12 protein-coding genes are annotated in these 13,582 nt (G+C 43.9%); all 12 read left to right on the top strand.

The genetic code is table 11. From position 1 onward, the window contains the following. Positions 1 to 642: 642 nt before the first annotated feature. The 12 genes from B9T62_RS41490 to B9T62_RS17155 all read left to right on the top strand — a co-directional run bounded on the left by B9T62_RS41490 (position 643) and on the right by B9T62_RS17155 (position 13,566). Entirely contained in the window at positions 643 to 1,017 is a 375-nt protein-coding gene (locus tag B9T62_RS41490) for a hypothetical protein (protein WP_087916392.1), read from the top strand. Positions 1,018 to 1,331: 314 nt separating this feature from the next. After that, positions 1,332 to 2,714 carry an MATE family efflux transporter gene (locus B9T62_RS17205; protein WP_157793867.1) on the top strand — a complete coding sequence of 461 codons (1,383 nt, stop codon included), beginning with the start codon at positions 1,332 to 1,334 and terminating at the stop codon, positions 2,712 to 2,714. Between the two features lie 31 nt (positions 2,715 to 2,745). Next, the gene (locus B9T62_RS17200) at positions 2,746 to 3,540 is read left to right on the top strand and encodes a DeoR/GlpR family DNA-binding transcription regulator (protein WP_087916390.1); all 795 of its coding nucleotides are present in this window, start codon (positions 2,746 to 2,748) and stop codon (positions 3,538 to 3,540) included. 330 nt (positions 3,541 to 3,870) lie between these two features. Then, complete coding sequence (locus tag B9T62_RS17195; protein WP_087916389.1) at positions 3,871 to 4,845, top strand: CehA/McbA family metallohydrolase; 975 nt, start codon at positions 3,871 to 3,873, stop codon at positions 4,843 to 4,845. A 2-nt stretch (positions 4,846 to 4,847) separates the two neighbouring features. Beyond that, positions 4,848 to 5,822: a CehA/McbA family metallohydrolase gene (locus B9T62_RS17190; protein ID WP_087916388.1), complete on the top strand. Its 975-nt coding sequence runs from the start codon at positions 4,848 to 4,850 to the stop codon at positions 5,820 to 5,822. Then, entirely contained in the window at positions 5,819 to 6,928 is a 1,110-nt protein-coding gene (gene phnW / locus B9T62_RS17185; RefSeq protein WP_087916387.1) for a 2-aminoethylphosphonate--pyruvate transaminase, read from the top strand. Before B9T62_RS17190 ends, phnW begins: the two co-directional genes overlap by 4 nt. Continuing rightward, positions 6,918 to 7,745: a phosphonoacetaldehyde hydrolase gene (gene phnX, locus B9T62_RS17180; RefSeq protein WP_087916386.1), complete on the top strand. Its 828-nt coding sequence runs from the start codon at positions 6,918 to 6,920 to the stop codon at positions 7,743 to 7,745. The genes phnW and phnX overlap by 11 nt, the downstream gene beginning before the upstream one ends. After that, complete coding sequence (locus tag B9T62_RS17175; RefSeq protein WP_087916385.1) at positions 7,718 to 9,076, top strand: aspartate aminotransferase family protein; 1,359 nt, start codon at positions 7,718 to 7,720, stop codon at positions 9,074 to 9,076. The genes phnX and B9T62_RS17175 overlap by 28 nt, the downstream gene beginning before the upstream one ends. A 267-nt stretch (positions 9,077 to 9,343) precedes the next feature. Next, positions 9,344 to 10,594: an extracellular solute-binding protein gene (locus B9T62_RS17170; RefSeq protein ID WP_087916384.1), complete on the top strand. Its 1,251-nt coding sequence runs from the start codon at positions 9,344 to 9,346 to the stop codon at positions 10,592 to 10,594. Between the two features lie 81 nt (positions 10,595 to 10,675). After that, positions 10,676 to 11,614, top strand: a complete 939-nt coding sequence (locus B9T62_RS17165; protein ID WP_087916383.1) for a carbohydrate ABC transporter permease — start codon at positions 10,676 to 10,678, stop codon at positions 11,612 to 11,614. Between the two features lie 9 nt (positions 11,615 to 11,623). After that, on the top strand, positions 11,624 to 12,454 hold the full coding sequence (locus B9T62_RS17160; protein ID WP_087916382.1) for a carbohydrate ABC transporter permease: 831 nt from the start codon (positions 11,624 to 11,626) through the stop codon (positions 12,452 to 12,454). Continuing rightward, positions 12,451 to 13,566, top strand: a complete 1,116-nt coding sequence (locus B9T62_RS17155; RefSeq protein ID WP_087916381.1) for an ABC transporter ATP-binding protein — start codon at positions 12,451 to 12,453, stop codon at positions 13,564 to 13,566. Before B9T62_RS17160 ends, B9T62_RS17155 begins: the two co-directional genes overlap by 4 nt. Positions 13,567 to 13,582: the final 16 nt, after the last annotated feature.

The raw sequence follows: 13,582 nt of genomic DNA, 5'->3' as shown, positions 1-13,582 counted from the left end.
GCGACAAGGAGGCTAAGCATAACAAATGAAGGCCGTCGCCAGTAACCAGCGTTTAACTTTCAGACTATTGCGGACTCAGGAGCCTCTATTTGCTGTAAAAAGGCTGTTTTGCAGCTCTAACGGACTCAGGAGCCCCTATTCAAGCCGAAACCCACTAGGTAAGGCCTGTTTTGCCGATATAGAGGCTATGCGGTCCGTTACATTCCAAACCAGCGCAGAAATGAGGAAATAGGAGCTATGCGGTCCGTTAGGACGTAGGTTACCTGAAGTTCGGGTGGGGGAGGGTTTGGATTACGGTAGTGCGATCCCCTAACCTTCACAAGTAAACCTTCTGAATCCTCGCAGGGTCCTAAGTAGTAACAACTGCAGCTTTTTTTGATTCGGGGAACTCTATCTTATTAGCTATTCGGTATTGTATAAGTCCACAGTGTAAAAGGTTTGCCGAGATTTTTGGAGGTGAAGCACAAGTCGTAAACGGAGTATGTGTAGCCACTAAGTGCCACGCGGGAGTTCCATGGTCATTGATTTTGGAGAATTACATGGAAAAACCGAAAAACAAACTTTTACACTGCTCTATTTGCCTCTTACCGTTCTTTAAGGTTGGCATATACTATATCATACCTCAGGAAAGGAGTGATATAGTTGGCAAATCGTGATGTACGTCTTACTCTTTGGTCTGGCACCTTTTTTTCTGTTCGCCGAATCCTCTTCAGACGTGGAGGAGTTGCGGTTCGTGATCTTGGAGCGTTTCGGTTTAACAACGTTCTCTCGAGCTTCCGACTTAGAAATGTTGTGCAGAGCTCTCAAGTAACGCTTGTACTGTTTTCGCGAATTAACTTTCAGGGTTCATTCCGTGTGTTCCGTGGAAGCCAAAACGTGGCGGACTTAGGTAATTTTAATTTTAATAATGTCACGTCTTCTTTCATTTTGGTAGGGCGCAACCTTACAAACTCTGAAATTTCCCGAATTCAAAGCACTGGTAGACCGCCTCAAGACATCCTAATAATCAGACAGTAATACCGCAAAAGGGTGCCACTTCACATAACAAAGCATTCACGCAGTGGTCAAGACCCCATGTAGTGGACATTGGAACAACCCTAGGCCATATACTGACGCCGATACTCTATCGGTGTCAGTTTTTTTTTTCGGCGTGCCCAGAGGCACGCATTATCTAGTTGGTGTCTAGTATATTGACTAATTAATAAACAATCTGTATGCTGAATTAGCAACATGAAAGCAATGAAAACAACATCAAAACTAAGTTTTTATTTTGGGATGAAACGGAAAACATGCAAGTGATCGTACAATCTGAATGTAAAGGAGGGATAGGATTGGGAAAGAGTACGATCGGGAACTCTGATTTTAATCGTGAAATGAAAGGATTAGTTATTCCTTCGGTGCTACAAATGCTTGTTGCTAATTCGTTCTCACTAGTTAATATGCTAATGGTGACCAATCTGGGAGATGGGGCGGTGGCTGTTACCGCTGCAGCGGGCAGAATCAGCTTTATTCTATCGATGATCCTTACCGCAGTCTACGGGATGACCTCATACATAACTCAGTACCATGGAAAACATCAGCTAACGCTTGTGCGAGCGACATTTGGGTTCATGTTGTTAACAGGCATCGGGATTAGTCTTTTGTCATTTGTGGTAGTGTCGATTTGGAAGGAGCCGATTCTTTCTCTATTTATTAAGGATGTTGAGCTGCTGCCGCTTGGCATTCAATATGTTTCAATTATGGTTTTTGTTTTTCTAATCAGTGCTGTTAGAGATGCTTATGCTCAGGCGCTGGGATCGCTCGGGAAGGTTAAAATAACGTTATATGTCGGTCTATGTGCGATGATGATTAATATCATTCTCGACTATGGGTTGATTTACGGGAGGCTGGGTTTACCCAACCTGGGTGTTGTAGGGGCGGCATGGGGAACGTTAATAGCAACAGGTACGAGTCTTCTGTTTTTGATTGTTTTCATTTATATCAAATCGTATTATTTAAATATTCGAATCCAAGAACTGTTCAGTTTACCTATGATACTGCGCAAGCAGGTGGTGAAAACAATAACCCCACTGGTGTTTCACGAAGGAATGTGGTCGATCGGGAATATGCTGTATGCCGTAGCTTTTGGGTCCTTAAGCATCGCTGCATTGACTACATTCCAGCTTGCGAATACGCTGCAAGGATATTTCATGATGGGTATTCATGGATTTGCCTATGCGGCCAAAGTCATGATTGGGCAAAAGCTTGGACAGGACAATCAGGAACAAGCGATGGATTATGCTCGCAGATATACTCGGATTTCGGTCATTGCTGGTATAATCGTAAGTGTGGTAATGATGATGGGTTCTCCGTTTGTGGCATTCATATTTCCAAACTTAAGCACCGAAGTACATGCTTCTTTAGGAAATATCCTCCTGCTGCAGGGGATGGTAATGACCGCACTTTTCTTGAATAATGTATGGATTGTCGGTATGTTTAGAGCAGGCGGAGATAATTTGTTCACAATGATTATGATTTTAATGACAACATGGGGTATTGCATTACCTGCGGTATTTGTGGGAACTTATGTATTCCGTTTGCCAATGGAGTGGGTTTATGCATTATTTTTATGTGAAGAGATGAGCAAGGCTTTCATAGGGTATAGACGTTATCGCTCTCAGAAATGGATGCGGAATTTGGTTGGGAATCACTCTGAGACGCCCACATCCGCGTGAACTTTATAGTGGAAGAATAGGAGGATTAGTAATGTCTCTTGCAAGTGAAGAAAGAAAACTAAGTATTATGAACTTGCTTAACGAATATGGGAAGGTCATTGCGGGTGACCTGGCTCGTATGTTCGACGTTACATCAGAAACGATTCGCAGAGATTTGGATGAGCTCGAGAAAGAAAATAAGCTCAAGAAGGTGTATGGCGGTGCGATCAAGCCGAAGGTAGAGGTAGAGCCAACCTTGTTCGAAAGAGCTTGCATTAACCAAGAAGCGAAGGAGAAAATCGGATATCTTGCGTTTACCCTAATTGACGACCATGACGTTATTTTTTTAGACGAAGGTACAACACCGCTACAGATTATCCCGTTTCTATCTCAGAAGCAGGAGGTTACTGTTCTAACGAGTTCAATCTCTGCCATGATGTCCTTGATTGAACTTAAGAAACGAGAGCAATTCGATGGCAAAATCATCATGCTTGGCGGGGTAGTAAGCGTAAAGCATCTTCGTGTAGCAGGTGCTTTTACAGAAGCAAGCATGTCGGATATTTTTGTGAATAAAGCATTTGTGACCGTGGATGCCTTATCGATGAAGCATGGATTCACAAGTTATGATTATGAAAAAGCAATGTTAACTCGCAAATGGATTCAGCAGTCGGAAATGTCCATCGTTCTGGCGGATTCATCAAAATGGAACAAACGATCGATGGCTAAGATATGCGACTTCGAGAGTGTCGATGTGGTTATTTCGGAACTGGAGCCTCCAGAAGAATGGAAGACCCAGTTGGAAGATTCCAATACAAAATGGATGATGCCGAGCGAATCGTATACTTAAGCCTTGATTCAGGCGTAAATCTAGTAGAGAAGGTACTCCTTCACTACTGGATTTTTTTTGAAATATAAGAATTTATATGTTGCACGCTATAATTTATCCTTCTATTTCTCGCAGAAACGGATGCCGCCTCTTGCAGTGGACGGCGAAGCCGTTTCTTCTTGTTGTTTTTTGTTGTGTTAAAATTGTAATCCCTATGTTAAATATTCGAAATCGCATTGTATTGCTTGTTTTTTCGCAGTAGAATAATTAAAACAACATGAATAAAAATGAAAACAAACAAAAACAATTTTTTTGTTCATGATTTTGCGATTCAAAAGAGGAGTGATGACAATGAAAGATGCAGTGTATGTAGACAAAAGCAAAAGAACGTACAAAGGGAATTTGCACTTACACACAACTTGGTCAGATGGATCTCAAGAAGCATCGGATGTTGTTGCTGCTTTTAAGGATAAAGGCTACGACTTTATCAGTATAACGGATCATGATGTATTTGTTCGTACAACGGAGTATGATTCTGATTCTTTCATCGTACTGCCAGGCATGGAAAGAGGTGGATTGAATCATGTGCCAGACACAGACCCTGGTTACCACTTTGGTGTACTAGGCGATCCGACAATCGAATCTGAGAAGGAACAGTTCCAGCATTTGCAATCATTCGAGGTCCCTATTCCTTGGGAAGGATCACATTCTCCACAGAAGCTTATTGATGAAATGAGAGCGCATGGCAATCTTGTCATTTTCAATCACCCGGAATGGCATTTGACACGGTTCGAGGATATGGTGCAGTATGATGGTTTTTTTGCAATCGAAATATATAATCACGCAACGGAGTGGACACCAAGTTCTTCTTATGGGGCGGCTTATTGGGATCACGCCCTTCAAAATGGCAAGCGTGTCTTTGGTATCGCTGCGGATGACTCGCACAATCATGACCCCAACAGCAAACTCGCCGAATATGGGGGAGGCTGGGTTTCTGTCCAAGCGGAGGAGCTTTCACAGCAAGGAATGATTACGGCATTAAAGAAGGGCCAATTTTATTCCAGCTCGGGACCGGAAATCTTGGATTATCGTGTGGTGGATGGGTTCGTAAACGTAGAGTGCTCGCCTTGCCAACATATTATGTTTAAAGCATTTCCACAACGCGGACCCTTCCTTGGGAAGTTCGAAACCGGTGAGCTGATGACCTCGGGAAGCATGATGATTCAGAAGGATATGCAATATATTCGTGTCGAGTGTGTGGATGAGAACGGTAGAGTAGCTTGGTCTAATCCGATCTTTGTGGGTGACTTGACGGAGGAAGAATAACCATGAGAGATGTTACTCTTTTGTGCACTGGGCGTCAAAAGTATAAAGGCAACATTCATGCACATTCTGTTCGCAGTGATGGGATGTATACGGTAGAACAAATGATTGCGGCCTATCGCTCGAAGAGCTATGACTTTATGTGCTTGAGCGACCATGAAATTTATTTTCATAGCGACGAGTATGATACGGAGACTTTTATTATGCTGGACGGCTATGAAATGGCTTGTAATATGGAACGGGATACAACGGGTCAGCAGTACCATCTACATGGACTTTTAGATCGCTCACGGAAGGTAGAGAAGCCTTTTCAGCATGATGAGGAACATGAGAAGCCGGATTATGAGAACCTGGATACTATTCAGCAATTGATCGATGAGATGAGAAGCAAAGGCAACCTGGTCATTATGAATCATCCGGAATGGTCAAAGAATCGAGAAGAGGATCTGCTTCAGCTTGAGGGTTATGCAGCGATTGAAATCTATAATCACCAATCCGAAATTCAGGAGGCGGTAGGTTACGGAGTATCCTACTGGGACTACGTGTTGAAGCGAGGCAAGCAGGTGAACGCCATTGCAGCAGACGACGCTCACGGCGGTCCAACGGATATGGCAGTGTCCGAATTTTATGGTGGCTGGATTGTTGTTGAGGCCGATCAGTTAGAGCAACAGGCGATTATCGAGGCTATAAAAGCAGGTCAGTATTATAGCTCCAATGGTCCGATGATCCATGAGCTTTGTATCAAGAACGACAGGCTCCAGGTCACCTGCTCTCCTGTGCGAAGTATTCGTTTTATTACTTTTCCTAACAATGGCTTGGCTGAAATGGATCCAACTGGAGAGAACATTACCGAAGCTGAATATCCAATTCAAAATAATGAGCAATATGTGCGTGTGGAATGTGTTGATGCATCGGGCAAAGTAGCGTGGAGCAATCCAATCTACCCGAAATCTGAGCGGAACTTATTGGAGGAGCTATGAGTAATCCGTATTTATTATTAACACCGGGTCCCTTATCCACAACCTCAACGGTCAAAGAGGCGATGCTAAAGGATTGGTGCACCTGGGATCATGACTATAAGACCATTGTTCAGCAGATTCGCCTGCAACTATTAGAGGTTGGTCGTGCATCAAAGGAGCACTATACAGCCCTGTTCATGCAAGGAAGTGGTACCTTCGGGATTGAATCGACAATTGGATCGGTCATTCCGAATGACGGGAAGCTGTTAATTTTGCGAAATGGTGCATATGGGAAGCGCATCGAAGAAATCGCAAAGGTACTTCAAATTTCGTATGTATCCCTTATCTTTGACACGAATACACAGGTTGATCCACAAGCAGTGGAGAGGACTCTGGTTGAAGATACTTCTATTACGCATGTTGCTATGGTTCATTGTGAGACGACCACAGGTATTCTGAACCCGCTTGAAGCGGTGATTGATGTGATTAAGCGGAATAATCGAATAGCAATAATAGATGCCATGAGTAGCTTCGGAGGCATTCCGATTGAAGTAGAACAGCTACAAATCGACTTTATCATCAGCAGCGCGAATAAATGCATTCAGGGTGTGCCAGGTTTCAGCTTTATACTTTGCCAAAGGAATGAGCTTAAGAAATGCAAAGGAAGAGCACGTTCATTATCGCTTGATTTGTATGACCAATGGGACACGATGGAGCAGGACGAGGGCAAGTGGCGCTTTACTTCGCCAACGCATGTGGTTTACGCATTTGCCCAAGCCCTAAAGGAACTGGCAGAAGAAGGCGGTGTGGAAGCCCGTCATGCGAGATATTGCAGGAATCAGCAAATGGTTGTGGAAGGGTTGGTTCAAGCTGGCTTTACGACTTACTTGGCTAGGGAGTTTCATTCCCCCATTATTACAACCTTCTTGTACCCAGTGCATTTCCCCTTTTCATTTGACCATTTTTATCACGATTTGAAATCGGCTGGTTATGTAATTTACCCTGGTAAATTAACTGATGCGAATGTATTTCGTATCGGGAATATAGGTGACGTGCATGCCGAGGATATGAAGAAATTAAGTGAACAAATATTACGTTATGTTGGAGAGATGAAGGATGAGAATTGAGGGTGTTATTTTAGATTGGGCGGGAACCACAGTTGATTATGGTTGTTTTGCACCGGTGCAGGTGTTTATGGATATTTTTGAGGAAATAGATATTCTGTTAACGATGGAAGAGGTACGGGTTCCAATGGGGCAACTGAAGTGGGATCACATTCAATCGTTGTTGCAAATGCCTAGAATAGAAGCCGCTTTTCAGGAGAAATTCAACCGTGGTTACACGGAGGCAGACATTGATGAGTTGCATGATCGATTCGAGCCCAAACTCCTGGCTATTCTCCCGCAGTACGGAAAGCCCATACCCTATGTTGTAGAGACCATACAGCAGTTGAAGCAGCAGGGCTTAAAAATCGGAGCCACTACAGGCTATACTTCCGCGATGCTTTCTATTGTGGAGAAGACTGCCAAGAAATATGGCTACGAACCTGATCATTGGGTAACTCCTGACCTGGTTATGGATAAAGGCAGACCATATCCGTACATGATATATGAAAATATGAAGCAGCTTGGTCTGCGTCATCATGCACAAGTGGTCAAGGTCGGAGATACAATATCTGATATTCAAGAGGCAAATAGTGCAGGCGTATGGGCGATTGGTATTGTGAAAGGCAGCTCGATGCTTGGTCTTACGGAAGCTGAGGTAGAGCAGTTGTCTCCAGAGGAAGAACGTCAGATAACTGCTCGTGTGCGTAAGAACTATATGGAAGCAGGAGCGCATGGCGTTATTGAAGATATATCCCAGTTACCTCGAATGATTGAGCAAATCAATGAACGGTTGATGAAAGGAGCTGCCTTATGCCCATCCGCATCAATAGTCGTATAGAAGGAGATATCAATGGAACGGATGAACGTCAAGCTTGGCAAGATGAGCATCTAAGTGAAGAGGCGCTTGCTGTTTTGGACCAGGACAGCAAGCTTTTTCTTCATCAGTCGATGTCCACGCCGTGTTTAAATGCCATTGTTAGTGCAGAGGGGATATACATTGAGGATGTGGATGGACGCAGAATAATGGATTTTCATGGAAATAGCGTGCATCAGGTGGGTTACAAAAATGAGTATGTAATGAATGCGATCATCAAACAGATGCAGCAACTGCCATTTCTGCCCCGCCGATATACGAGCCAGGTTGCGATTGATCTGGCACAGAAGCTGACCGAGCTTGCACCGGGAGATTTGAACAAGGTGCTTTTTGCACCTGGAGGTACAACGGCTATTGGAATAGCGCTAAAGCTTGCACGCAGAGCAACCGGTAAGCACAAAACCATTTCGACGTGGGATTCCTTTCATGGTGCAAGCCTGGATGCAATATCGGTGGGTGGTGAAGCTGTATTCAGGAGTGGGATGGGACCGATGATGACTGGAACAGAGCATATGATGCCTTATAACAGCTATCGTTCAATCTTTGGTGAAGGAGACACAGCTGCTGTCAGAAATCTGGACTACCTAACCTATATGTTGGAACGAGAAGGTGATGTGTGTGCTGTCATTCTTGAGCCTATTCGAAGCACGGACGTACAGATCCCTAGTGTTGCCTATATGCAACGGCTTCGTCAAATCTGCAACGATTATGGCGTCTTGCTTATATTGGATGAAATACCGACGGCGCTAGGCCGTACGGGCACAATGTTCGTTCATGAGCATTATGATATTGTTCCGGATATCGTCGTCATCGGCAAAGGGTTTGGCGGTGGGATTTTTCCGATGGCGGGTGTCATTGCCAGAGAACATTTAGATATTGCGGGCGATATTTCACTCGGGCATTATACACATGAAAAAAGTGCTGTAGGCTGTGCGGCTGCTTTGGCTACCATTGAATACATTGAAAATGAAAATCTGCTTGAGCATGCAGGGCGTATGGAGCTATGGCTAACCTCTCATCTTGAGGATCTGCAGAAGAAGTATGAGGTAATCGGCGATGTTCGGGTGATAGGGATGCTGGCGGCAATTGAACTTGTATCGGATCGTGTGACGAAAGAAAAAGAAGTGACAGGTGCAGAAAAGCTTCTCTATGAATGTCTATCCCGGGGGCTAAGTTTCAAGGTATCCAGCGGAAATGTTATCACACTTGTTCCTCCACTAATTACCAGTATTGCACAAATGGAAGAAGCGTTTGTTATTTTGGATCAAGCGCTAGAGTATGTGTTTAAAAGCTGAAATCAGTTTTTTTCAGGATGAAAACAACATGAATGCAAATGAAAATAAAATAAAGCAAATATTTTATGTGCAATTGACATGGGTTTTACAATTCTCCGTTATAGTTTAGTTATGCCAGTGATAACTGGAAAACGAGGAGGGTTTATTAGCATGAAGAGGTTTGCACTTGGATTAGTTAGTATACTTACAAGTATTACATTGTTAGCCGGATGTAGTACAAGCTCTAATTCTGGTTCAGTTACAGATACTCCTAGCAATGAGGGGAATATGAAAGAAGTAGTGCTCTCCGTTCGTGAGAATACATGGGGAGCGCGTAAGGACAATTTCATTGAAGCAGAGAAGCGTCTGAATGAGGAGCTGAAGGCGGATAAGGTACAAGTCAGAATAGACTGGTGGCCTGGCATTGGCGATGATGAGCTTATTCTGCAGGCACAAGCGAATAAAAAAGCGGATATATTTATTAATTCCAGCGTAGATATTGGGTGGCAGTTGAATGCCGGACTAATCCGTGATGTGGATTGGGTTGGAAATTCAGATGTGTTCAATAACATGCCCGCATCCTACGAAAATATTATGAAATACCAAGATCACTACTACGGCGTTATTCAGGATATGGATGCATCTCCAGTATTCGTCAGCCGGAAGGCGCTGGAAGGGTTAGGGTGGACAACCACACAGATTGATGAGCTGAAAACTCGCGTGGATGATGGCAGTTTCACTTTCAACGAGCTGGTTGATCTGGCAGATACGGCTGTTAAGCAAAAGCTGGTTAAGTCAGGATTTGGAGTAGAGGATACCCGGTTTGAAGGGTGGAATTATACATTCGGTAACTTCAATTACAATGCTGAACAAAACAAGATGGTTCTGTCGCCAAATACGCAGAAGGTTTATGAATTCTGGTATGACGCGATGCAGCGCGGTGTAGTTACAGAAGGAATTGCAGAGATTGATACGGAGAAGGCTGCGGCGATGTTCATTAAAGGTGATCTGTTCGCTGAATTTGCCCGCACTGAATTTTACCAATTAATGCGTACGCAGCTTGGCATGGATGAAGACTTGGCTGGCTATGAAAAATGGTTTAACGAGAATGCGATCTGGATTCCGATTCCGTCGGTGGAACAGGGAGGAAAACCAGTATCCTACAGTAATCCTGCCATGATCTTTGTGGGATCAGGTGTGGATGATGAGAAGATGCCTTATGTCCAAAGACTGATTGAACATATGTTGGATCCTGATCTTCAGATCAATCATACGCTTAAGAGCGGTAAGCTGCCCGTAACGGCGGCAGCGCAGGAAGACTCGCGCTTTCAAGAAATGAACTTCTACAAAGATCATGCGTATTTGATCGAATTTACCAAGACACGGCCGGCTCAGATGGATTATGCAGTCTATATGAAATCCTTCACGCTCGGTATCGATGCCATACTTACGAAAGGCAAAACGTCAGCTGAAGCCTATGAGCTGTTCAAAAAGGATGTGCAACAAAATGTACCAGCAGATAGCCTCATTGTAGAATAACAATGATACTGAGAAGGTGCTCTGTTCTGCAAGAGCACCTTCCGTATATTTTCTTAATAGGAAGCAGGTGCAGATTTCATTATGGAGATCCCCGTGACGGTAGCTAAGAAGGCGTACAAGAAGCCTTTTACCAAGAGAGTGTATCCTTATTTATTCATCATGCCTTTCGCTCTTCTGGTGCTTGTCTTTTTTATTCTTCCGGCTATCGCGACCATTATTATGTCCTTCACGGACTTGAATGCATCAATGAAAATCAACTTTGTTGGTTTCGAAAATTTCAAACGAATCTTTTCCGATTATAGCATGCCTCAAATTTTGTGGAACACCTTCGTATTTGCAGGGATTACACTTGCTTTCTCTTTGTTCTTCGGACTATTTATCTCGATCGCGACCCAGTATTTTTTAAAGGGGAGTTTCTCGGCCGTCATTTATCGTGTCCTTTGGTTAATTCCGAGCATCATTCCTGCTGTTGTCTATGTTACGTTCTGGAAATATCTATTTGACCCCACGGGTGAAGGGTGGCTCAATAAGATTGCACTATTCTTCCAGCCAGATGGTGACCCCATTTCGTGGTTCACAAAAATTGCTATGGCTGTCGTCATCATTGCTACCATTGTATCTACGACTTCCGGGGGAATGATTCTCCTATCTGCAGCCATTAGCTCCATCCCTGAAGATCTGTATAAGGCCGCCAAAGTGGATGGAGCCAGTGAAAAATCGGTTATCACCAAAATTATCCTGCCTTCATTAAAGTGGCCGTTAATGTATATCACGATATCTGACCTTATCGGTTTTGTGTCCTCCTACTTCTTTATCTTGCTATTAACCAATGGCGGACCGATGCGGGATACGACAACGTTATCTTTATATGCTTATCAGCAGGCCTTTAATCTAAAATATTATGGCTATGGCGCTGCTTTATCGCTTGTGGTCGTTCTGATCTCGCTTATTTTGACATTATGGCTGCTGAGGCTGTTTGATTTTGATGAAATGATCAAGCCATCGCGCATTGAAGATTAGGAGGCCAAGATGTCAACTATAACTGTAAAAAAGCTGCTCGTGCACACATACATGCTGCTTTTCGCCATGCCTATCGTCGGAATGATCATATGGTACTTTCTCTCAGCGACTTTGAATAGCACGACGGGCCAATTTTCGCTGGAAAACTTCAATTTTGTGAAGGAGCCTGTCGAGTATGCGGGGGTTAATCTACCAGCGATTTGGCCCATTGTTCTAAATACATTAGTCTATTCATCTCTTATTGTAGTGATTGAGATTATCATTGCTGTACCCGCCGCGTATGCATTCTCTAGACTCGATTTCAAAGGAAAGCTGGCTGCGATGAAGTTTCTATTCCTGATGCGCTCATTTCCAGCCATTACGCTCATCATTGCTACCTTCTTCATCCTGGTTCAGATGGATCTGGTGAATACGTACTTAGGCGTTATTCTCGTTGCGATATCAGGGTCCTTGCCGGGCAGAGTGTATATAATGAAAGGGTTCTTTGATGAGGTACCCTGGGATTTGGAGTGGGCGGCGATGGTTGATGGATGCACAAGATTCAAAGCCCTCATGAGAGTGTTGGTTCCTTATGTATTTCCGGGCATTGGGGCGATTGCAGTGTTCGCCTTTCTAGGCGCTTACGGTGAGTGGTTTCTATTCAAGCTGTTCATATTCGATGACAATATGCTGACGTTAGCTGGTTACCTGTCTCGTCTGGTTACGAAGGAAAATGTCATTATGAACTACGGATTGATTACCGCCATTGGTTTGTTCTACACGATTCCGTTGGTCGTGTTCTATATCTTTACTCAAAAAATATTCCTGAAGGTTAACTTGGGAGGAGCTAAGCAGGTATGATTTCTCTTGTGAATATCGTAAAAAACTATGGTGGTAAGCAAAACGAAAGCCGCGCAGTGGACGGATTGAATCTTGAAATTGCAAAAGGTGAATTCGTGGCGCTGCTAGGCCCTTCAGGCTGCGGGAAAACAACAACTCTGATGATGCTGGCCGGATTGCTTAAGCCCACATCCGGAGAAATATATTTCAAGGATAAACTTATGAATCATGTGGAGCCGAAGGATCGAAATATCGGGATGGTATTTCAGTCCTATGCGCTGTATCCTCATTTGACAGTAAGGGATAACATTGCGTTTCCGCTCCGTGAGCGAAAGATGTCTAAGAAGGAGGCACACGAACGTGCTCTGCACACGAGTGTGATTATGCAAATCGATCATCTGCTTGATCGCAAGCCGTCACAACTGTCAGGTGGCCAGCAACAGCGGGTGGCCATGGCACGTGCCTTATCCAAGGATCCGGAAATTTTGCTGCTGGATGAACCGATGTCTAATCTGGATGCGCGATTAAAATTGGATGTTCGAGATGAGATTCGTAAGATTCAACGTAAATTGGGCGTAACGACGATCATTGTAACGCATGACCAAGAGGAAGCTTTGGCTATCTCTGATCGAGTAGCCATTCTTAACGATGGTAAAATTCAGCAATATGCGCCTCCAAATGAGCTGTTCCAACATCCTGCTAACTTATTCGTTGCGAGCTTCTTGGGTAACCCGCCTATGAATTTGATTGACGGAACCGTGGAGCAGAGAGAGGATCGGCAGTGGGTGAAGACGAAACTGTTCGAATTAGAGATTCCCCAGTCGCGAAGGTTGGAGAAGCAGCATATAGGAAAAGCCGTCAAGCTGGGCATACGGCCTCATGATTTCTTCTTACCAGAGCATCCTAATGAAGCATCCATTATGCTGAGAATTGATCTTATTGAGCATTTGGGTAATGGGCAATTAGTTAAAATGACGGATCGGGATGGAGAGTCTGATATTATGATTCGACTATTAACCGATAATGAGAAGCAGTTAAAAGAACAAGAAATAGTCTCGATCGGCATACGGCCGGATAAATTCCATCTGTTCGATATGACAGACGAAGGGCGCAATCTTTTGCAGTTTCAATAGAAAGTGAGGGGGGATT

It is taken from the genome of Paenibacillus donghaensis, from assembly GCF_002192415.1.
Taxonomy (GTDB): Bacteria; Bacillota; Bacilli; order Paenibacillales; family Paenibacillaceae; genus Paenibacillus_AQ; species Paenibacillus_AQ donghaensis.
This window is presented reverse-complemented; position numbering and strand designations above follow the sequence as displayed.